A 21,988-nucleotide genomic window follows, 5' to 3' on the forward strand; every position below is an offset into this window, starting at 1 on the left:
TGTGGGTCTATCATAGTAGTTAAACCTCCGCACCTGATCGCTCCGTCCGACCGCGTGCGTTCTGGGAACGACCCATGATTGCACGCAAAATTACGTCAGTCGTGTCTACCTTGTCGTCGAGCAGTCGATCTCGTCGTTCTTGCCAGTCAGTATTGTCTTCAAGGATGAAGACTGCTTTTTCAAGTGCTCTCACGTGTCGATCTTCCTGCTGATAGTTGAACAGAAGTTCGTAGCGCTCGTCTAGTTCGTCCGTATATCCCATCGTGAGTGTGTTGACATAGATGGCAGGTGTACCAAGAACGGCACTCTCGGCAGCCATCGTTGCGCCCTCCCCGACAAACAGGTCTGCAAAGGCAAGCAAGTCATGCATCCGATGTGGCGGAACGGTCGCTCGACGCGATTCAAGTGAAGAGGGAAGCGAACGTTCAGACGTGATGAGTACCTCCGAACCGGCGTCCTCCAATCGTTCCACTACGTCACGTACGTCATCAAAGCCGCCCTGCCCCACGTCATGTGAAGCGCCCCATTCGACAAGACGCAAGACTGTGAACGTCTCCTCTGGATTCAAACCGAGGTCCTCAACCACTTCGGAACTTGGTGTAAATCGGTCGGGGTGCAGATATGCGAGTTCATGGTAGCCGGGATAGCGGATCTGTTTCGAACCGGCATTTTGCGTATAGCAATCAGGTGTATAAATCGCATCCGCAAACGGGAACGCGAGATTCTGGATGAGTTTTGCGTGTTCCGTATCATAGAAGATAACACTCCTCGCTCCCGTGACTTTCGCCACATGTGCAGCAGCGACACCACCGATCGCCATAATAACGTCGGGTTTTAGCTGAATAGTACGTCGGAGCAGACGTGCCTCGTAGATCGCCTGTACCCGTGCTAGTTCAGACAATCCCGAGGCGGTACCAGCCAGCACTTCATGGCTAATGTCGTACCGGCGGAGCAGTTCGACCGCCATCTCTTTTTCGCGGGCAAAGACCTGCACGTCGTGGCCATCCGCCTCTAATTCCGCAATCGCGTTGCGGAAGAAGTGGACATGTGCCGGGTGCTGAATGGTGACGAACACCCTCATGTGTTTTCCCTCCTGTCGAGAAGAATTCCAACAAGGATACCGACCACACCAATGAGGAGCGACGTAAGCGATTTTTGGGCATTGTCGCTTTTCGTCCCGGTGAGGGTTGACCCAAGGGCTCGGAATCCAAGTGCGATACCCGCCAACCCACTTACGACGCCGAAGATATAGGCGATTCCAAGTGGATGAGTTCGGTAACGCGAGTCGAGTCGCCAGAAGAAGTTCTTGAGGAGCATGAGAGACACTTTGGGAATGTAGTCGCCATACTGAATGCTGCTCTCCTCGTCACCGTACGTCGCGGGCATATCCACGTCTTCGACGCTCATGCCAGCCACGTTCAGTTTGACGAGGATGTCGTTGCAGTAGCCGTAGTACTCGTACAATCCTTCAAGGTTGATGGCTTCGAGCGCCGACAGGGAAATCGCAGTGTAGCCGTTCTGCGGGTCAGTCACGTCCCAGTAACCGCTGGCAATGCGCGTCAGTCCCGTCAGCGTCCAATTGCCGAGCAGACGGAATCGGGGCATCTCGTGGCGAAGGTCCGAGTTCGAAAGACGGTCGCCCTTCGTGTAGTCTGCATTGCCCGCCACGATGGGGTCCAGGAAGCGCGTCATTATGCTAGGGTCCATCTGACCGTCTGCGTCGATGGTGACAGTTATCTCCGTCCCGTCCTCACGAGCGGCGAGATAGCCCGTTTTGATAGCCGCACCAGCACCTCTGTTCTCTTCATGCTGGATAGCGACGACATCACCATTGGTGTTGTCACTTTCACCAGCACGAGGCGCACGTTCTATCGCCGCATGCGCTCGGATTTCATCCCACGTACCATCGGTCGAGGCGTCGTCTACCACATAGATGCGGTCTACGAAGTCAGGTAGCGAATCGAGGACATCGCCGACGAATCCTTCTTCGTTGTATGCGGGCACGACGACGCCTATCGTGTGCCCTTCGTACATCTATACCCTCCGGTACGAAAATCCGGCGTCGGAGACCTTCTTGGCGTCAAACGCACCTGTCACATCCACGAAGGCCGGGTTGTCGTTCATCGCCGCCGCCAGTTCCTCTAAGTCAAAGTCGTAGAATTCGCGGTGGGGTGTCGCGAGAATGATGCCGTCGAATCCTTCGGTGGAAAACTCGTCGTCCTCCTGCATCGCAACGCCGAACTCCTGGACCATGAGTTCGTGATCCCCGTGTGGGTCGTACCCGACAGTTTCGATGTCAAACTCGTGGAGTTGGCGAATAATACCGTCCACCTTTGACGTACGGATGTCTGCCACGTCCGGTTTGTACGTGACCCCAAGGATGAGAACGCGACTGTCGCGGAGCGGCTTGCCGGACCGGTTCAGCTCCTTTATCATCATGTTCGAGATATGAGTGGGCATGGCCTCGTTCACGTCACGACTCTGTTGGATGAGTGGTGGATTGAACCCGGCCTTCTTAGACCGGTGGATGAAGAAGTATGGGTCAACAGGGATACAGTGCCCACCGACGAGTCCTGGTCGGTAGTCGTGGAAGTTCCACTTTGTGCCTGACGCTTCCAGAACTGCACGTGTATCAATATCCATGTCCATGCTGTCGAAGGCCATCGCCAACTCGTTCACGAGAGCGATGTTCAGGTCGCGCTGAATGTTCTCTACGGCCTTGCTCGCCTCCGCAACCTCCATAGAAGCAGCCTTGTGAACGCCCGCGTCGATAACCGTCGAATATAGTTCGGCGATGTCGTCGCGAACGTCGTCGTTCATTCCACCGACTACTTTCACTACGTCGCGAAGGCCGTGTTCCGGGTCACCCGGCGTCGCACGTTCCGGAGAGTAACCCACGAAAAAATCCTCGCCGCAGGTCAATCCGGACGACTCCTCGATTGCAGGGAGGAGAACTTCACGCGTCGCCCCGGGAAAGACCGTCGATTCGAGGATGACAGTGGTATCGGGAGACATGAACTCACCGATGGTGCGTCCAGCCGCCACTACGAAGTCGAGATTCGGTTGGTCATTTTCGTCGACCGGCGTCGGAACGGCGATCATCACGTAATCTGCACGGGTGATCTTTTCGGGGTCGTTCGTGTAGGTGATCTCACTCTCCGCGACCGCATCGTCACCGAGGTCACCCGTTGTATCAGTGCCGCCACGAAGGGTTTCGACTTTTCCGTCGTCGATGTCGAAGCCAACAACGTTGTAACCCTCTTGGTCGAATCCGACTGCCAACGGGAGTCCAACATAGCCGAGACCGACGACGCAAATTGTCGCTTCCCGGCTATCTGTTACGTCACTCTGGTCACTTCCGGGATGGTCCCGTTGCCCGTCTATATCTCCTATCGTCGAGTTCATGCGTGATGGTCCTCCATTCGGTTGAGCTCCGTTAGCGTCCGCACCGAAGACAGGTATCGAAGGAAAAAGGTAGTAGATTTCCTTCGGGTTCTTCGGTCAGACAGATTCCTCGTTAGAATCCATTAGACCATGTAGCCTTTATTATACACTGACTAAGAGCCTCGTACCGCAAAAATGCCGTTTTCCGAGTCGAAATTGATGAGAGACAGTAACATAGGTCAGTCAACCCGTCCGGAACAAGTAGTATAATTAACCTATTCCTTTCAGACAATGGGCTACAGACATGAAGAGAACAATTTAAAACAAGCTAACAAGAAAATAGTGGTTCCAGAAGAGACACAAATCACAATGGTATGAAAATACATGCAGGAAGAAAATCGGAGGAAGGAGTCGAGGTGAACTCGATAAAACAGTTTGAAAGGTAATAAAGCGGGAACGGACCGTTCGAAAACAGGCTGCAACTTCCGGGAGTAGCTTCTCCATTTATTATCCCCCCAACGAACCCAGCATGTATGAGCACAACGACACAACAGGCCAAAGAACAATCTCCTCCGATAGACACGCCCACGTCTTTAGAGTTAAAAGACGACCAAATCTATCATCTCCTCCAGAACGAGCGACGGCGTCACGTACTTCGATACCTCCATGAGACAGAGGGGGAGGTCTCGATGCGCGACATCGCAGAGCAGGTCGCTGCATGGGAAAACGAGACGAGCGTGCAAGCGATCACGTCTAGTGAGCGCCAGCGTGTGTACATTCCGCTGTACCAATCTCATCTCCCGAAACTCGATGAAAAGGGGATCATTGAGTACGACCAGAGCCGTGGAACAGTTAGAGAGATGGATGCAGCGGACGTATTGTACGAGTACCTCAAACCGGAGACGTGCGATGATGACGTCGACGAGGAGGGAAATACACACACATCGACCCGATGGGAACGGTACTATCTCGGCGTATCGGGTCTCGGTGCGACTCTCCTCGCCGGATCGACACTCGGAGTTTCACCCTTCTCGTTGCTCCCGCATGGATCGGTCGGAATTGCGATTCTTGGAATGTTCTGTTCACTCACACTTAGACAACGATTCGCGTAACGACTAATAAATCGGTGGAGAGAAGAAAAATTTCAGGATTAGTTTGTTACTAATACAGATCGTATTCTCATTTTCATACATCTCTGTTTTCAAAATTCCAAGAGGTGCAAACGATTTCAGTCGTAACCTACTAGTAATACAGGCTAAATACAACAGATAGACTCAATAGAAATCCGAATACACAAGAAAAAGACTCAGCACGAAAATACCAGACATAGAACTATTCACCAGACGAAACTAGAAGCAAAAGCAACACCAATATGATAAACCGGCATCTAGCGATATTCTCGATCTGTTTGCTTCTTTTTGCCACCGTCGCCCCCGCCGGTGGAGCACCGACGGGTAATCAACTTGTTATTCAGAGCGTCACATACACTGGACCAGGAGTTGCAAAATCAGGACCGAATATGACCTATCTCTGGGACTCCGAGCCCCACAATCAGAGTGTTACAGTGTACACAGGCAATCGATCTGGACGCTACCAAGTGTGTACGAAGTTCCGTGGACCCGACAACAACACGACGAATAGCGCTACGTGTCGCGACGTCCAGTTCAGCACTAGTACCGTACAGCAGATCAATTTCACCTCTGGAGGCATTTTATCGAACGTCAGCGGGCGTCAGGAAGCCGTCGTTACCGTCCAAACCGGTGGGGAAATTATCGCAAAGCGAACTGCTCCCGTCTACCCCATGGTAAAGACAGGCGACGATGACAATGATGGGTTGACAAATAAAAAGGAAATCAAGATCGGAGCCAATGTATCGAGTAAGGATTCCGACAAAGACGGCCTTGAAGACGGTGAAGAAGTGAACAACTACGGGACGAATGCGACGGATGCAGATACGGACGGCGACGGCCTTCGTGACGATCAAGAGGTAAGCATCGGGTCGAACCCAACTCGCAAGGATACGGACGCGGACGGACTAAGCGATGGGCGTGAGTACGAACTCGGTACAAACGCCAGTCAAGCAGATACGGACGACGACGGGGTGACTGACGTCGCGGAGTTAGATGGTGGAACTAAACCTACCAACCCGGATACCGATGGCGATGGGCTAAACGACAGCGAGGAGGGCGCACTGGTCACGGATCCCACCAAATCGGACACAGATGACGATGGACTGGACGACGGAGAAGAGCAAAAGCTCGGTACCGATCCGTCAAAGGTCGACACCGATAGCGACGGATTAGAGGACGGAAAAGAGGTGAAAATCGGGACCGATCCACTGGAAAGAGACACCGATGGCGATGGGTTGAGCGACGGGTTCGAACATGGGTTCGGAACGGGCCCGAACAGTCGCGTTCTCACGGGGGGGCTGTATCTCGTTGTCCTTAGTCTTCTTGTCGGGACTGCGTTACTGATACAGCGAAACGGGATCGATTGGCTTCCGATGAGGTCCGATGACGAGACGAGGACTGAACTCGAACCAGAACCCAAACCGTCGACGCAATATGAGACGATGACGACGGATGCGGACCGCGTACTGAAACACCTACGAGAAAACGGTGGTCGGCTCCCACAAGGAGAGATTATTGAACGGACTGGCTGGTCGAAATCGAAAGTCAGCCGTCTCCTATCCAAGATGGAAGACAGAGAACAGATCAGTAAGATCAATATCGGGCGGAAAAACATCGTCATCCTCTATGGGCAAGAACCAGGGAATACGAACGATTTGTCCAAAAAGCAAGAGTAAAAGCGGTTAAAGCTGCCACACGTTCGTGGCGGTAGCCGTATGGGCTGGCAAATTTAACTCAGATGTAGTATATTCAAACTGGATGAGGTTCGAGATGGGTGTCGATAGATTTGTCTTACATCCCTGCTAAGATTCCCCCTTAATCAGTCTATAGTAATGGGGATAGAGTGAAATGTAGAAGTTAAGAGCCAGTCGTCACCAGTAGTTGGGCGGCGGGACTATAGGACACACTATGAACTACCCTGACACACTAGACGAACGTGCGGCAGTTCGTTCCGACATGGTCCTCAATACGGGAGGGCATACCGGTCCAGAGCTACAGTGCGAGCAGCTTACAAGACGAGCAGAGGTGCCATAAGATGTGTGGAATCATCGCTCGGATCGGCGAAGGAGATGCGATAACAAAACTCGTGACGGGGCTCGAAAACCTCGAATATCGAGGGTACGATTCCGCCGGTGTCGCTATCCAGAACGGGTCCGGAATCTCCGTGTATAAGCGCTCCGGACAGATATCCGACCTGAAAGACAGCATCGTCGGAAGCGTCCCGAAGGGGAACGTCGGTATCGGCCACACCCGCTGGAGTACGCACGGCCCGCCGACCGACGCGAACGCCCACCCACACACCAGCGAGACCGAAAATGTCGCCGTCGTCCACAACGGAATCATCGAGAACTACACCGAGCTGAAAGAGTGGCTCGAAGGAAACGGCCACGAGTTCACGAGCGATACCGACACGGAAGTCATCCCACATCTCTTCGAATACTATCTCGATGATTCGCCGAGTATCGAAGACGCGTTCCGCAAGACCATCAACGACCTCGAAGGAAGCTACGCAGTGGCCGCGCTCGTCGACAGCGTTGACGCCATCTACGCGGCCCGGCAGGGATCGCCGCTCATCCTCGGACTGGACAACAACGAGTACTACCTCGCCAGCGACGTTCCGGCCTTCCTCGACCACACGGACAGGGTCGTGTACTTCGAGGACGGCGACGTCGCCGTCCTCGAACCGAACGGCGTGACGATGACCGACCTCGAAGGTAACATGGTCACCCGCGACGTGGAACGAATCGACTGGGACCCCGAGGACGCCGGAAAAGGCGGATACGAGCATTACATGCTTAAAGAGATCAACACCCAACCTAACGCACTCACCAACACCATCGAGGGGCGAGTGGGCGACGGCGGGGTCAACCTCGAAGCCTTCCCGGAAGGATCGTTCGAAGGCGTCGACGACGTGCAGTTCGTCGCCTGCGGAACCTCGTACCACGCGGCGCTGTACGGGCAACAACTCCTCAACCAGACGGGGATGCGCGCACAGGCGTTCCGTGCCAGCGAGTACGTCGACGCGGCGACCGGTTCCATCACGGAGAACACGCTGGTCATCGCCGTCACGCAGAGCGGAGAAACGGCGGACACCCTCGGCGCGCTCCGTGGAGCGAAAGAGCGTGGCGCACGGACCGTCACGGTGACGAACGTGATGGGTTCGACCGCGGCCCGGGAGGCCGACGACGCGCTCTTCATCCGCGCCGGCCCCGAAATCGGCGTGGCCGCCACGAAGACGTTCTCCTCGCAAGCGGTCATGCTCTCGCTTCTCTCGCTCCGCCTCGCGGAGGACATCGAGACGGCAACCGCACCGGAGGACAAGGCGGAACTGCTCGAGGACTTGGAGGAGCTACCCGAACACGTTCAGCGGGTCCTCGATACCACGACCGCCAAACGGATCGCTAGCCGGTATACCGGGAGCGAGGCGTTCTTCTTCATCGGTCGTGGGCTGAACAACGCCGTCGCCAAGGAGGGCGCGCTGAAGTTCAAGGAGATCACCTACGAACACGCGGAAGGCTTCGCCTCCGGCGAACTGAAACACGGGCCGCTCGCGCTCGTGACGCCGGACACGCCCGTGTTCGCGCTGTTCAACGGCGACAAGGACAAGAAGACGCTCCAGAACGCCAAAGAGGCACAGGCGCGCGGCGCGCCGATCGTCTCGGTTGCACACGCGAACCACCCCGCCGAGAAGATATCCGATGCGTTCCTCGAAATTCCCGAGACACATCCAATGTGGTCGGGACTGCTGGCGAACGTTCAGTTGCAGTTGGTGTCCTACTATGCAGCGAAGAACTTGGGCCGGCCAGTAGACAAGCCACGAAACTTGGCAAAGAGCGTTACGGTCGAATAACCCACGGAAGGGACGACGGTAGTGTCATGGAGTGCGGTCCATTTTTCTTCGCGGGGGCTGGGTTCGAAGTCGGTGGGCGTGAAAGAGCGCGAGCGTCGCAAACGCGAAAACGGTCGCCAGCGCGACGTAAATGACGGATGCGCTGTCGAACACCCACGTGAGCGCCGTTCCACCGGTGCTAAAGATACCGAGCGAGAGATATCGAATACTCCAATCAGGGGAGGACATCGTTTCTCTGGATTACCCGGACGGACCATTATTATCCACCGAGTAAACGGGTGTCGAAGATGTCAATATGATTGATGAATCTGCAGGGATGAAAGACCAAGGGACAGACATGTGAAAACGGCTGAGACGAACGATATCCGGCGAGCCAAAACTTATTACTACCAGTACTGAGTAGTAAGAAATGTCCCAGCGTCGCCGTGGCAAACGTCTGTTGGGACAGCTGTCATCCATACCCTTCCAAACGCTGAAATCGAGAGCTACGGCTCGGGATGAAGTCGGATATCGGGGTGGAATCGAAGGGGGAGAGAGTACATTTCGTGTGTTCTCCACCAGATTTTCTATTTAAAACCAGACTTAGTCTGTTTCGTGTGTCTGGCGTGGTTTCGAGGACCGTTCAAAACCGGGTATCAAAACGGGAGAACCTCCACTTTTAAGGCACAATGCATACTTCGTCCCCGACTCACGGAAAGGATTCTACGAATATTGTCGCTTTTACCTACCACATCCATCGAATCTAGTGTTCAGAAAAGGGGTATACACACCCCACCGTGTCCAGTGTCTTCCCAAGGGACTCGCAGACCAAGACGCTGCTCTACTGTTTACGATTCATCTGTCCCGTCCGAAAATAGAATACGGAGTTATTATTTCTCTCATGGCATAAAATTTTCTCTGTCTGAAATCACATGATATAGACTCGGCCATCGTTCTGTACCAGACACTGGACACGGTGGGGTGCGGAGGTATCGCATCATCCTAGACAAAGGACACACAAGACACACTGGACACCATGGATTTATATCCATGTGATAATAATCATACGTGTAAGGGGACTGTTCGAACCCGATACAGAGATCTATCGTGACCGAGATGTTCTTCGGGAGGATTATCAGCCCGAAAAGATCGTCGGTCGAGATACTGAATTACGGCAGTATATCTCCGCACTTCAACCAGTTATCAACGGTGATTAGCCCTCGAATATATTTCTCTACGGCAAAGCAGGGGTCGGAAAAACAGCCTGTACCGGCTATCTCCTTTCAGAGCTCCAATCTGATGCAGAGCAGTATAATGTGAATATAACACTGGTACGAACGAACTGTGAGGACCTTTCGACAAGCTACCAAGTAGCAATTCAGCTCATTAACGAACTTCGATTATCTTCGAACCAAGTGACAACTGGATATTCCAAGCGTCAAGTCTATAAAATGCTTTGGGAAGAGTTGGAGTCCGTCGGTGATACGATTCTAATAGTTCTCGACAAAGTCGATCACATTGATGATGATTCTATTCTCTATCAAATTCCTCGTGCAAGAGCAAACGGGAACCTCTCCGAGGCAAAAGTCGAAATAATCGGGATTTCGAACGATTTTAAGTTTCGAGAAAGTCTTTCATCAAAAGTACAATCAAGCCTCTGTGAGAAAGAGCTTCAATTTCCCGCATACGAGGCGGATGAGCTTCGAGATATTCTTCGCCAACGTGCCGATGTCGCGTTTTATGACGGGGTTATTTCTGAAGCGGTCATCGCCAAATGTGCAGCGTATGGTGCAAAAGACGCAGGTGACGCCCGACAAAGTCTCGATCTCCTGATGGAAACCGGTGATATTGCCGTTGAGAAACGAACTAGCGAACTCACCGAATCTCATGTCGATGAAGCACGCGAGTCGTTAGAGAAGAGCCGTGTCGTTGAGGGCGTCGCGGGTCTTACTCATCAAGGTCAAATCGTACTGTACGCTTTATTAATATTGAACGAAGAGGGAAAAACGCCAACTCGTGCTCGTGATGTCCAGCCACGGTATGAGATGGTCTGTAACCGTGCAGCGGTTGATCCACTTGTTCCACGTCGGATGCGTGATCACCTCGGTGAGTTAGCAATGCTTGGTATCGCAAACCGAATAGAACGGAATAAAGGAGAGTCAGGAGGTCGGTACTACGAATACAGCTTAGATACGAGTCCAAAGCTCCTTCTACAGGCTCTCCAAGAGACGGTGGATGTTGTAGGGGAAATCGAAGCGACCCCGCAACGGTTTGACAGTCAGACATAATGTCGATAGGCAATGGAATCTGGCGTCAACACCACTATTTAGCAATTGAAATTTTTATATTGAGGACATCGTCACCATTCGTTGGTTATAAATATGCCGCTTCTAGAAACTCTCGTAAGTCGGTAGAGGACCGTGCTGAAACTGCGGAAGTTCGGTGTGTATCGGGTATTTAAAGGACGTGAACTGCGGAAGTGCGGTGTGTCGACACAGACCACCACACTTACTCGTCGGAGTGCTATTCCGTGTACTCGGCAACGAAGGCGTCCGCCGTTTCGAACACGGTATCCGCGGCGTCGGGGTCGCGGGCCTCGGCAGCGATTCGAACCAGCGGTTCGGTGCCGCTGGCGCGGATGAGGAACCATCCTTCGTCGAGCGATACGCGCACGCCGTCGATGGTTGTGGCGTCGGCGTAGCGGTCGGTGACGGCCTCCGAGAGGGACGCCATCAGACCGGTTTTATCGTCCACGTGGACGTTCTTCCGGCGAATCGGATACTCGCCGACGTCTGCGGCGAGTTCCGACAGCGGCCCGTTCTCGGCGACGAGTTCGGCGAGGCGGCAGGCCGCGAGCGGACCGTCGGGGCACAGCGTCTGGTCGGCCCAAATCCACGCGCCGGACTGCTCGCCGCCGAAGACGACGCCGGGTTCGGTCGCTCGCTCGGCGACGTACACGTCGCCGACCTGCGTTCGTACCACGTCCGCGCCCTGTTCTTCCAGCACGTCCTCCACGATGAGGCTGGTATCGACCGGCGTCGCAATCGTTTCGCCGGCGGCGGCGTGCTGGCGGGCGAAAAGCGTGAGAAGCACGTCGCCAGAGAGGAAATCGCCGTTCTCGTCCACGGCCATCATGCGGTCCGCGTCGCCGTCGTGGGCGATTCCCAGGTCGGCACCGATTGCGGTGACGTGCTCACAGAGCGACTGACAGTTCTCCGCGGTGGGTTCGCTGGGGCGGGCGGGGAAACGGCCGTCGGGTTGTGCGTTTAGCGTCTCCACGTCACACCCGAGTTCGTAGAGCGCGTCGGCGGTGACCGCACCGGCCCCGTTGCCCACATCCACCACGACCGAGAGGTCGGCGGGGGAGACGGCCTCGGCGAGGGTTTCGACGTGTTCGTCGTGTGCGCCGCCCCAGTGTGTCTCCTCGCCGGTCGCGTCCCAGTCCGCGAGGTCGAACGCTTCCTCCTCGATGACACGGGTGATCTCCTCGCGCTGGTCCGCGTCGAACGCCTGCCCGGAGGGGTTCCAGAGCTTGATACCGTTGTCCGTTGACGGGTTGTGCGACGCGGTGACGGAAACACCGGCGTCGGCGTCCTTCCATTCGACGCTTCGGGCGACGGTCGGCGTCGAGGCGAGACCGATGTTGATGACGTCCGCGCCGCACTCGCGAAGGCCGGCGGAGAGGGCGTCCATCAGGAATCGACCGCTGTCTCGGGGATCGCGCCCGATGACGACGCGCTCCGCGCCGGTCGAGGCGAGCGCTCGACCGACGGACAGTGCGAGGTCTCCGGTAACGACATCGCCGACAGGGCCACGAATTCCGCTGGTTCCGAACATTGATTCGTACGACAGTCGGGACGGGCAAAAGGGTTCCCTTCGTTGAGGACCGTTCAGCGGAGAGCGTCCGTGAGATGGACGTTTGTGCCGATTTAGTGGACGATTTATTGTCCACTAAATCGGCATCGAATCGCGGGTGGAATCGGACAAATAGTGAGAGAGTATATCACGCACGGAGTCCAATAGCCTATCGAAACGGACGAGGGAAGATGTACACCGAGATACTCGTGCCGACGGACGGAAGTGCCGGAACGACCAGCGCACTGGAACACGCGTTTCACTTGGCGGAGAAGTTCGATACCGGACTCCACGTCGTGTACGTCTTCAACACGACCAACAGCCCGCTCGCGCTCGACAACGTACTCACGGACGTGCACAACCCGCCGGGAGAATCCATCGTCGAAGAGGCGGTGCGCGAAGGAGAGGAGCGCGGCCTTTCCATCGAAGGCCACGTACTGAAAGGCGTCCCGTACGAAACCATCGTCGAGTACGCAGCAGAAAACGACATTGGCCTCATCGTGATGGCGACCCACGGCCGAAGCGGTCTCAAACGAGGGGTCGTCGGAAGCGTCACGGAAAACGTCGTCCGTCGGTCGGAAATCCCCGTTCTAACGGTCCAAATGCGGGATATCATCGACAACTCGACTGCTTGAGTTCCGACCTATCCGAACCCGTATTCCCGAGTTTCCGAACCGGAGTAGGGTCGGCGACAGGGCGCTGAGCGCGAAACTCGGACCATTCGTGGCAATGTGACATCCTCCCCGTCGTAAACGGTGGGGCTTCCCACAACAGTGGGATTCCGGAACTGCCGTCGGTTTCAGTCCGAATACGCCGAAAGCGTCATCTGTCCGGTTCTCGGACTCGTCTTCCGGTGGACTGTGGCGGTGTCACAACCGCTCCCATCCTGTGGCGTGTCATCGCGCTCCGGTTTCCAAGGAACGCACTCACCCCACGGGTCTACGCGCCCGGCGATGTTCGCCGCCGCGTTAATATCTGCTTGGAATGTCGATACGTGGCAGTCGTCGTTTGTACAGCGGAACTCCGCTTGCGAGGAACGCCGCCCGATGTGACCACATTCGTGGCACGTCTTCGAGGTGTAGGCCGGATTCACAAACCGAACGGGAATTCCCACTTCGGTTGCTTTGTCTTCGATTCGACCCTGCAATTGTGCAAACGCCCACGAGTGCAACCGGCGGTTCATGTACTTGCCGTAGTCCAACCGTTCTCGGATGAACGACAGATCTTCGAGGATGATGATTTGGTTCTCGAATTGCCGGGCGTATTCAACCGCGTTCCGAGACGCCTTCTCGACAATATCCGTCAAAGCGTTCTGGTAGTGGTCGAACCGTTCGTCCACCCGCTTGTCGGACGCGTCACGTTGTTGAAGGCGTTTCAGGGTCGTGTACATTTCTTTGCGGAGGTGTCGGGCACGACTGCCACTTTCGAGCATCGGTTTTGTCGGTGTGTTGTGTTTCAGGGCACAGCCCGTAATCAACGCGGATTCACCAATGTCGAAACCGATGTACGTCTCGTCACCGCCCGTCGTTGGTTCGTCCACCTCGTATTCGACGGTGACGTGTAGAACCCAATTACATCGGTTCTGTTGAAGACGAAGTTCTCCTGGTTTGGCGTCACCTTCGAGAATGTCGTGCCACAGAGATTCTTGCTCCGGGTTCAACCGAAGCGGTATCCAGAAGTTCGTTCCTCGACCGGGTTGCGGGACGTTCCAACAAATCTCGTAGCGACGTGATTCGTCACGGTCGAACTTAGCGGCACGATTAACCAACCGAAGCGGATGCTCGTCGTCAATTTCACGAGCGTTGTACGTTTTGCGGAGCTTCGGAACGTAGGACTTGAGCGCGTCTTTCGCCTGATACGGCAAGTCGTAAGGCGTCACGATGTCGTTGACGGCGGACATCGTATCCGCGCCGGAATTGAACGCTTCGTCCAACCCTTCGCGGTAGGTGGTGAGAAGACGGCGAAGACGCACCGCTTTGCCCTGCGTGGGTGGGGCAAGAGTGGCTTGGAGTGTCTTTGTCACCGTCTCTACCATGTGTACAAATACACAATAACCACACTTATACATTACGATGATGTAGTATCGAGTGATGCAACGAAAGCAGATAACGATTCGAGAAGACCAAGAGGAGTGGATTGATGAAAATCACATCAACCTATCAAGCCTTGTTAGAGGCTGTATTGACGAACGTATGGAATCCAGTTCTACCGATTAACGGTGGACTGTGTAGTGGAGCTTACGTGATTCCCGCCCGGCCTAAAGGCCGGGATTCCCTCGCTGATTAAAGATGGTGGCGAAAGCACTAACGTTATATTTGAGTATGCAAAACTACGAATTAGATGAATCGAATTCAGGAGGCGGCAACTCCATGGGTGGAGTAGCGAACGACTGGAAGGAAATCACCATCGATGAGGAGTGGAGGATTCGATGAAATACTCCCTCCGCGAAATTCTCTCATATCTCGGACCCGGATTTATCATCAGCGTCGCGTACATGGACCCGGGGAACTGGGCGACGAACATCTCCGGGGGTGCGAAGTTCGGTCCGGCGCTGCTCTGGGTCATCGTCCTCGCGAGTTTCATGGCGATGGGAATCCAGATAGTCGCGGCGAAACTCGGCATCGCGACGGGGAAGGGCGTCGCTCAGCTCTGTCGGGAGCGGTTTTCCCGTCGCACCGTTATCGTTCTCTGGGCCGCCGCGGAACTCGCCATGATAGCGACGGACATGGCGGAGATCATCGGGGCAGCTATCGGGTTCAGCCTCATTTTCTCCCTTCCGCTATGGGCGGGTGCGATTCTGGCCGGAGCCAGTTCGTTCGCGCTCCTCGGCGTCAGAACGGCGCATAAACGCGGATTTCGATGGGTCGAACTGGTCATCATGTCCTTCGTTGGAATCATCGCGCTCGCGTTCGTCTTCGAGATGGTTCTCGCAAAGCCGACGACCCAACAGATAGCGGACGGTCTCGTGCCGGGAATCCCCAGCTCGAACGCGCTCTACATCGCCATCGGGATACTCGGGGCCACCGTGATGCCTCACAGCGTCTATCTCCACCCGTACATCGTTCAGGACCGTCGGAGTCGCCTCATCGAGGACGAGGGGGACACCGAGGCGGTCCACCGGCGACACTACGTCCTGGAGAGCGTTGACACCGTCATCGCGCTGTTCGGGGCCATGTTCGTGAACGCCGCGATGCTCATCGTCGCGGCAGCGGCGCTTCAGGGGACGGGCATCGAGACGCTCAACGAAGCGTACGTCACCCTCTCAGGTGTGTTCGGTGCGAACTCGAGTTTGGCGTTCGGCATCGCGCTCATCGCCGCCGGTCTCTCCTCGTCGCTCGTGGCGACGATGGCCGGACAGACGGTGATGGACGGCTTCCTCGACCTCAACATCAACGTCTGGATTCGTCGGTCGGTGACGCTCGCGCCGAGTCTCGCCATCGTAATGGCCGGGTTCGACCCGACGTCCGTCCTCGTCGCATCACAGGTCGCACTGAGCTTCGAACTCCCGTTCGTCCTCATCCCGCTGGTCTGGTTCACGCGTGAGGAGGGCATCATGGGGTCGTTCCGTAACTCCTCGCGGACGACGGGCGTTCTCGGCATCGTCATCGCGCTCATCATCGTCCTCAACATATGGCTCCTCTACTCGACCCTGCTCGGCTGACGCGGGCGTCGGGTGTAGTCGAGACGATCCGAAATACGGCCGGTGGCTGTCGGCCGGAAACCTACACGGGTTGCGGCCCGTCTTCCGGTATCTCGGTCGGTTCCATCGGTTCCTGAACGCGGAATACCATCGCGCCCTCGTTCTCGTAGACGAGTTTGTACCGGTCGGAACCGACGAGGTGTTCACGCATCCACGGCTTCTGGTATTCGTCGATACCGCGAACCGTATAGTGACCTTTCGGAACGTACACGTAGTCCGGGTCGACGTCGTTCGATATCATCTTCTTCGTCAGACACGTCTTGCCCGGACAGCGTGACATCCGCTTGTACAGGCCGAGTTGGTGCCGGTAGTGGTTGTGACCCTCCCACTCGACACCCCACGGCCCGACGAGGATGGCGCGGTCGGTCATGAGGGGGAACCACTCGGCGCTGTCACCGAGGACGACGAAGTCGGAATCCGACGCCGTACTCTGTTGGACCCACTCCATCGCGGCCATGTCGTCGTCGTCCACGAACGACGGCTGCGTCGTACTCCCGAGATGGGAGTGGAGGCCGCTCCCGGCGAACGAGATGCCGACGCCCGAAACGAGGACGGTGAGAACGATGACGATGGTAAGCGGTACGGAGCGGGAGTAGCGCGTGTTTTTCGTCCACTGTTGAACCCGTGGGATGATGACCTCGAAGACGAGTACCGCGACCATCATCGCACCGGCGGGAAACTGGAAGCGTACCTTTCCGAGCATGTACGCGCCGGCCAGCATCCACAGCGGGAGGAAGAACCGGCGTTTGGCGACGAGGTACGCTGCACCCGCGAACGACCCGATATAAAACACGATGGGCCATTTCATGTCCAACGGATAGACGAACTGTTTGAGCAGGCGGTGAGTCCCGCCGCCGATACCGGTGTGCGTCCCCGAAGCGGCGGTGAAGATGCTGACACCGTGAATGGCGACGATTTGGAGCCACCACGGCGAGGAAATCGCGAGTCCGCCGGCGACCACGGTTGCACCGTACAGCAACCCTCGCGGCGTTCTGCTGAAGGAGACGAACATCACGAGGTACGTCGTTCCGAAGAATACCGTGTAAACTGGGTGGGTGAGTATCGTCAAGCCGAACAGGATGGCTGAGGCGAGGAGCCACTTCCGTTCCCCGGTTTTGAACATTCGGATACCGGTGTATGCGCCGGTCACGACGAACAGAAATGCGGGGGCACGGACGACACCCCCCGCCGAGAGGTGCCACTGGAGAATCGGCGGCGTCACCGCGAGGACGAGCGTGGCGAATCCGGCCCGCGGCGTCGAGTCGAGGACCTCGTGTGCGAGATAGTAGAACGGGACGAGGTACAGAATCGTCACGAGGCCGGGGAGGAACCGGCTGAGCGTAATGGGACCGACACCGGTCACGTCCATGAGTATCGCCGAGACGTAGTACATGAGCGGCGGATAGCCGAACGGAACCCCGTCCTTGGTGTACAGCGGAATTCGAGCGGGAAGGCCGTAGCCGTGGGCACTGATTTCACTGGCGATTTTGAGATATAGCCCGGCCCCGTACGCCGGGTACGGGTGCACAAGGAGATAGGTGAGATACACCAGTACACCGGTTCCTATCGCCGCTGCGAGCCATGCGCGCTCGTCGTTCGCTAACTCGACGATCTTCGATACGACATCCAAGTTTTGTCGTTCGTTGACACCATGTGACATCAGACTTCACTCCAACTTCGATAGTTGACTGACGGGGTAGCCGGGAATCGTCTCTCGGCACCGTTCGATTCGTGCCGTGCAGGTACCCAGCACGACGGATATCCGTTGGCGTGCCGGGCGGGGACGAACGGCGTTGCTCGTACTGAGGGGCAACCGACTATACTTTCTTTCTGGCCGCCGTGCATACAATTCACATGCGTACCGTTCTCACATCCGACCCCTTCGGAAGGGGAATGCGAAACCGGAGCAGTGTCCGTGGCGAGCAGCACGGAGGTGCGATACGATGATTGGGAGGGCATCTTTTTCATAGCGTGTACGTGGACACTTTTTATTATCACGTGGCTAAGCCGTTCAAGCACTGTTTGAAGACGGAATAAACGATATAGTACTATCCTACCGTGAAACGGGAGCTATGGAACGATAATAGATGAGACACGTATGGGGAAATACAGCACGGCATAGTTAATTTTTGTGGTGCAAGTGATGTCATGGAAGATGTTCTCAAAGAACATTCACCAGAGAAAGGAAAGAAAGACGTTAAGTTATAAATAATAAAAGGGTAACTCCAACTCTCTGTAGACAACAATACCCATACCGCTCGTTTCAGCCACAACTCCCCACAGTCTCGTCCCACCGCTGACCCTCTCTCGTCTTCCAAGCGGGACGGTGTCCCAACGGCGTGACGAGGACCTCCCTTACAATGTCACCAACCAAGGAAACTGATCGACACACGGCAGAACCCGCTCCGAAGACGCGACGACGTGAACTGCTTGCCGCCCTCGGCATAACGCTCGGGAGCGGGTGTATCGAGGAAGCACGGTCGTTGGTTAGCCGCGATAGCCCGTCACAGATATCCTTCTCGATAAAAACGCTCCCCGCGGATGCGAATCCACGAGCGATCCGCATCGCACAGTTCCTCGCGAGACAACTCCGTACAGTCGGTATCGCCGCCGAAGTCGTCCCGATGGGACGCGTCGAGTTATGGCGAGACGTCCTCCTCAACCAATCGTTCGACTGCTACGTCGGGCAGCATCCCGGTATCGACGATCCCGACGAACTCAGGACGCTCCTCCACTCCCGATTCGACGCCGAAACCGGCTGGCAGAACCCGTTCGGTTACGCGAACCTCCGTGTCGACGACCTCCTCACTGCTCAACGAAAACAGAGCGGAAAAAAGCGGACGAAGACGCTTCGAAAGCTACAGCGGACGATAGCGCGCGATCAACCCTTTTCGGTCGTCGCGTTTCCCGACGAGATCCGAGCGACGCGAACGGACAGTTTCGGTGGTTGGGCGGCATATGAGACGGTTCACTCCCTCTTTGGATATCTCTCGATACGCGCGAAAGCCGACGGGGAACCGCTCCGAATGACGATACAGGATTCGGCACCGACGGTGAACCTCAACCCGCTCGCGGTGGAGTTCCGAAGCGACGAAACGATACTCGACCTGCTGTATGATTCCCTGGGACGACGGATAGGCGGCGAGGTTCGTCCATGGCTTGCCCGCTCGTGGGAGTGGCTCTCGGCTACGGACACACCCACCGTCACGGTTCATCTCCGGGACGAGTTGTGGTGGCACGACGGCAAGCCACTCACGGCAGAAGACGTCGCATTTACCTACAAATTCCTCGGAGATACCTCGCTCGGATCGCTCGAAAGTCCGGTTCCAGCACCCCGGTTCCGTGACTCGATTTCGATGGTGAAGTCGGCGAGAGTCATCGACGACCGGACCGTTCGGATCGAGTTCGAACACGCCAATCGAGACGTCGTAACGAAGGCGTTTTCCACGCCCGTATTGCCGAAGCACATCTGGAAATCGAAACACGGACAGGCGGAAATCGCCGGATTCGGTGGCGACTCGACCACGACAGAGGCACTCGTTTGGAGTAACATGGAAGCGGTCGGAAGCGGACCACTACAGTTCAGCGATGCGAAAACGAAGACGTGGCTAACGTTCAAGCAGTTCGATCACCATTTCCTCCGACATCTCGATACGGGTGCGGGAAAACTGGACGCGGACGCCGATTCGACGCCGGAACCCGAGTACCTACAACAGTACGCGGGCGGCCCAGCGTTCGAGGAGTTACAGTTCCACGTCGTGCCCTCGGGAGGGGCGGCAGCAAAACTCGTGCTAAGCGACGAGGCCGATGGGACTGCAACGGGAGTCACAGCGAGCCAAGTGCGCAATATCGGACGTTCGGAGAACGTCCAGTTACACGTCGATACGTCGCCAGCGATGTATCACGTCGGTTTCAACGTTCGAAAGGCACCGTTCAGCAACGTTCGCTTCCGGCGAGCGGTCGCTCGGTTGCTCGATAAGAGCTACATCGTCGACGACGTGTTCAGCCAGTACGCCGAACCGGCGGCGAGTCCGTTGGCGCAACACGACTCGTGTGCATCAGAGTTGCGATGGAACGGAACGGACCCGGAGTTACCCTTCCCCGGGGAAGGAGGAACGCTCGACGTCGGAAAAGCGAAGCAGGCGTTCAGAGATGCAGGGTATCGGTACACGAACGGAGGGGACCTACTACAACGATGAACGGTCGAATCGGGGGTTGGATGGGTGAGCAATGGAGACGTAGAAAACAGAGAACACCCGAGAACTGGTCGTCGATGGGTATCCATCACGAGGTGGATAACGCGTGAGCTTAGGCGAAATCACCGGGTTCGTGCTCGTCGGGGAACTACTGATGCTCGGTCTTGCCATAACGTTCGTCGTCGGACGGACGGGTCTCAACCGTGCACGTCGGCAGTTCCGCGAGCGACTCCGCGACGTGTACCCGCACCTCGGTCTCCTGCTGGTCGTTCTCGGGGTGAACAAGGTTGCCCGCGAGTACGGGCCTGAACTATCGTGGCTCATCGGATGGAACATCACCAGTCGGATTCACGGGTTCGAAGGCAACTTCGTCGGGACGATACAGTCGATCGCACGACCGGAATTCACGATGTACTTCTCATTTATGTATATTTACGGCTACGTGTTCCTCCTCGTATTTCCGTTCATCGCGTATTTCGCACTGACGGATGAAAGACCGCTGAAGAAAGCTGCAGTCGCGTTCACGGTGAATTACAGTCTCGGGCTGGTGTGCTACATCCTATTCATCTCCTACGGGCCGCGAAACCTGATACCCGACGTCGTTCATCCGCTGCTGTACTCGACATATCCCGAGTCACAGATACTGACCGGGCAAGTGAACGCGAACACGAACGTCTTCCCATCCCTCCACACGTCGCTTTCGGTCAGTTCCGCGCTTCTCGCGTTTCAAACTCGTGAATCTTACCCCCGCTGGACCGTCGTTGCTATCCCTATGGCGGCAAGTATCATCTTCGCCACGATGTATCTCGGAATCCACTGGGCCACTGATGTCTGTGCAGGCAGTGTCCTCGGCGTTGGAAGCGTTCTCATCGCGGACCGGTACGTTTCGGACGAGTCGCACAGGGGCCACACGGAGGGAGAATAGAACCGGAACGGACAACGAAAACGGAGAGCAACGAGCAGGCGAGAGGAGGGGCGAAAGAGAAGAGAGAGAGGAAAGGAGCAGAAAAGAGATCGTTACGTGATTCGAGTATCGCTCTTTTTCAGTGACTTTGACAATTGGCCAAAAATAGACCGAATAACGAAATGAATGATGTGTTCGATGCGATGTGGAATGATGACATAGTGCATGGAGACACACACACCACGTTTCCAGTGAAATGGGGGAAAAGGGTGGTGAGGGTGCAGATGAAATGGGGGTATGAGGGAATATTTTTGCCACCTATAGACAGTATTTTGATATTTATGGAAATTCCACTTTGAAATGGGTGAAAATAAGTGTGAATGAAGAAATGTCGTGATTGGCGTGGAGACACCACGTTTCCAGTGAAAATGAAGGGTTTTAAAATTCGGAATTAGGGACAAAGAACCGCAGTACATCGGTGGATAAATCCCGGAAAGGCGAAGAAATTACACTGGAAACGTGGTCTCCTCCAAGGGCCAAAGCCGAACGATCACTGGACGACAGCCGAACGACGGCCGAACGGTCGACGGATTTCACTGGAAGCGAGGTGTCTACCACGAAAACAGATATCCATCCACCGTAGAGAACGGACCGAGCGGAGTAGAATAAATTCTGACAGGAGAAGAACGAACCCACGATAATTCACTGGAAATGAGGTGTGTTTCACCGTGGGATTTCACTGGAAACGTGGTGTGAAGACGATCCACAAAACCACACCACGAGACGAACAAACCGCAAGATAGGGATAGTCCACGAGGAGAGACAAGACCTGGATAGGAACACGACAATACTCAGGCGGGACTACAACAACACTCAAACGAGAACCACACCGACCTACTCGGAACGGTTGACACACCACGTTTCCAGTGAAATCGGATCAGGAAAGTAATCCACCCTGATTTCAGGTGTACCAATCTGTGATAAATCACA

14 protein-coding genes and 1 pseudogene are annotated in these 21,988 nt (G+C 55.7%); 8 read left to right on the plus strand and 7 right to left on the minus strand.

All coding sequences use genetic code 11. The features are described from left to right. Window positions 1-19: 19 nt before the first annotated feature. Genes ACGYLY_RS27920 through ACGYLY_RS27930 form a run of 3 tightly spaced genes read right to left on the minus strand, consistent with a single transcriptional unit; the run spans window position 20 to window position 3,405 of the window. On the minus strand, window positions 20-1,081 hold the full coding sequence (locus ACGYLY_RS27920; protein WP_395286063.1) for a DUF354 domain-containing protein: 1,062 nt from the start codon (window positions 1,079-1,081) through the stop codon (window positions 20-22). Beyond that, window positions 1,078-2,034, minus strand: a complete 957-nt coding sequence (locus ACGYLY_RS27925) for a glycosyltransferase family 2 protein (protein ID WP_395286062.1) — start codon at window positions 2,032-2,034, stop codon at window positions 1,078-1,080. The genes ACGYLY_RS27920 and ACGYLY_RS27925 overlap by 4 nt, the downstream gene beginning before the upstream one ends. Next, window positions 2,035-3,405 carry a nucleotide sugar dehydrogenase gene (locus ACGYLY_RS27930; protein ID WP_395286061.1) on the minus strand — a complete coding sequence of 457 codons (1,371 nt, stop codon included), beginning with the start codon at window positions 3,403-3,405 and terminating at the stop codon, window positions 2,035-2,037. 512 nt (window positions 3,406-3,917) lie between these two features. Here ACGYLY_RS27930 and ACGYLY_RS27935 point away from each other — a divergent pair. From ACGYLY_RS27935 to glmS, 3 genes are all read left to right on the plus strand, one after another. Further along, a complete protein-coding gene (locus ACGYLY_RS27935; RefSeq protein ID WP_395286060.1) occupies window positions 3,918-4,496 on the plus strand; it encodes a hypothetical protein in 579 nt (192 codons plus the stop codon). Between the two features lie 485 nt (window positions 4,497-4,981). Next, window positions 4,982-6,190 carry a helix-turn-helix domain-containing protein gene (locus ACGYLY_RS27940; RefSeq protein ID WP_395286059.1) on the plus strand — a complete coding sequence of 403 codons (1,209 nt, stop codon included), beginning with the start codon at window positions 4,982-4,984 and terminating at the stop codon, window positions 6,188-6,190. A 359-nt stretch (window positions 6,191-6,549) separates the two neighbouring features. Then, window positions 6,550-8,364 (plus strand): glutamine--fructose-6-phosphate transaminase (isomerizing), encoded by a 1,815-nt coding sequence (gene glmS / locus ACGYLY_RS27945; RefSeq protein WP_395286058.1) that lies wholly within the window; start codon window positions 6,550-6,552, stop codon window positions 8,362-8,364. A gap of 24 nt (window positions 8,365-8,388) precedes the next feature. Here glmS and ACGYLY_RS27950 read toward each other — a convergent pair whose 3' ends face one another. After that, window positions 8,389-8,592 carry a hypothetical protein gene (locus ACGYLY_RS27950; protein WP_395286057.1) on the minus strand — a complete coding sequence of 68 codons (204 nt, stop codon included), beginning with the start codon at window positions 8,590-8,592 and terminating at the stop codon, window positions 8,389-8,391. Window positions 8,593-9,407: 815 nt separating this feature from the next. On the opposite strand from ACGYLY_RS27950, the pseudogene ACGYLY_RS27955 reads away from it, so the two are divergent. Then, window positions 9,408-10,631: pseudogene (locus ACGYLY_RS27955) on the plus strand (orc1/cdc6 family replication initiation protein). A 235-nt stretch (window positions 10,632-10,866) separates the two neighbouring features. Here ACGYLY_RS27955 and glmM read toward each other — a convergent pair. After that, a complete protein-coding gene (glmM, locus tag ACGYLY_RS27960) occupies window positions 10,867-12,180 on the minus strand; it encodes a phosphoglucosamine mutase (RefSeq protein WP_395286056.1) in 1,314 nt (437 codons plus the stop codon). 209 nt (window positions 12,181-12,389) lie between these two features. Here glmM and ACGYLY_RS27965 point away from each other — a divergent pair, with 209 nt between their 5' ends. After that, window positions 12,390-12,833, plus strand: coding sequence for a universal stress protein (locus ACGYLY_RS27965; protein ID WP_395286055.1), 444 nt, complete (start codon window positions 12,390-12,392; stop codon window positions 12,831-12,833). Window positions 12,834-12,997: 164 nt separating this feature from the next. On the opposite strand, the gene ACGYLY_RS27970 is transcribed toward ACGYLY_RS27965, so the two are convergent. After that, on the minus strand, window positions 12,998-14,233 hold the full coding sequence (locus ACGYLY_RS27970; protein WP_395286054.1) for an RNA-guided endonuclease TnpB family protein: 1,236 nt from the start codon (window positions 14,231-14,233) through the stop codon (window positions 12,998-13,000). A gap of 393 nt (window positions 14,234-14,626) precedes the next feature. Between ACGYLY_RS27970 and ACGYLY_RS27975 the strand changes: the two genes are divergently transcribed. Beyond that, window positions 14,627-15,859: an Nramp family divalent metal transporter gene (locus tag ACGYLY_RS27975; RefSeq protein ID WP_395286053.1), complete on the plus strand. Its 1,233-nt coding sequence runs from the start codon at window positions 14,627-14,629 to the stop codon at window positions 15,857-15,859. 61 nt (window positions 15,860-15,920) lie between these two features. On the opposite strand, the gene ACGYLY_RS27980 is transcribed toward ACGYLY_RS27975, so the two are convergent. Beyond that, window positions 15,921-17,558 carry an ArnT family glycosyltransferase gene (locus tag ACGYLY_RS27980; protein WP_395286052.1) on the minus strand — a complete coding sequence of 546 codons (1,638 nt, stop codon included), beginning with the start codon at window positions 17,556-17,558 and terminating at the stop codon, window positions 15,921-15,923. Window positions 17,559-18,258: 700 nt separating this feature from the next. On the opposite strand from ACGYLY_RS27980, the gene ACGYLY_RS27985 reads away from it, so the two are divergent. After that, window positions 18,259-20,097, plus strand: coding sequence for an ABC transporter substrate-binding protein (locus tag ACGYLY_RS27985; RefSeq protein ID WP_395286051.1), 1,839 nt, complete (start codon window positions 18,259-18,261; stop codon window positions 20,095-20,097). Window positions 20,098-20,200: 103 nt separating this feature from the next. After that, window positions 20,201-21,019 (plus strand): phosphatase PAP2 family protein, encoded by an 819-nt coding sequence (locus ACGYLY_RS27990; RefSeq protein WP_395286050.1) that lies wholly within the window; start codon window positions 20,201-20,203, stop codon window positions 21,017-21,019. The last annotated feature ends 969 nt before the right edge of the window (window positions 21,020-21,988 follow it).

This window comes from Haladaptatus sp. CMAA 1909, assembly GCF_043952005.1.
Lineage (GTDB): Archaea > Halobacteriota > Halobacteria > Halobacteriales > Haladaptataceae > Haladaptatus.

Coding starts and splice junctions, on each gene's coding strand:
- ACGYLY_RS27920 (WP_395286063.1), bottom strand. CDS start 1,081: ATGAGGGTGTTCGTCACCATTCAGCACCCGGCACATGTCCACTTCTTC.
- ACGYLY_RS27980 (WP_395286052.1), bottom strand. CDS start 17,558: ATGTCACATGGTGTCAACGAACGACAAAACTTGGATGTCGTATCGAAG.
- ACGYLY_RS27935 (WP_395286060.1), top strand. CDS start 3,918: ATGAGCACAACGACACAACAGGCCAAAGAACAATCTCCTCCGATAGAC.
- ACGYLY_RS27975 (WP_395286053.1), top strand. CDS start 14,627: ATGAAATACTCCCTCCGCGAAATTCTCTCATATCTCGGACCCGGATTT.
- ACGYLY_RS27930 (WP_395286061.1), bottom strand. CDS start 3,405: ATGAACTCGACGATAGGAGATATAGACGGGCAACGGGACCATCCCGGA.
- ACGYLY_RS27925 (WP_395286062.1), bottom strand. CDS start 2,034: ATGTACGAAGGGCACACGATAGGCGTCGTCGTGCCCGCATACAACGAA.
- ACGYLY_RS27970 (WP_395286054.1), bottom strand. CDS start 14,233: ATGGTAGAGACGGTGACAAAGACACTCCAAGCCACTCTTGCCCCACCC.
- ACGYLY_RS27965 (WP_395286055.1), top strand. CDS start 12,390: ATGTACACCGAGATACTCGTGCCGACGGACGGAAGTGCCGGAACGACC.
- ACGYLY_RS27950 (WP_395286057.1), bottom strand. CDS start 8,592: ATGTCCTCCCCTGATTGGAGTATTCGATATCTCTCGCTCGGTATCTTT.
- glmS (WP_395286058.1), top strand. CDS start 6,550: ATGTGTGGAATCATCGCTCGGATCGGCGAAGGAGATGCGATAACAAAA.
- glmM (WP_395286056.1), bottom strand. CDS start 12,180: ATGTTCGGAACCAGCGGAATTCGTGGCCCTGTCGGCGATGTCGTTACC.
- ACGYLY_RS27985 (WP_395286051.1), top strand. CDS start 18,259: ATGTCACCAACCAAGGAAACTGATCGACACACGGCAGAACCCGCTCCG.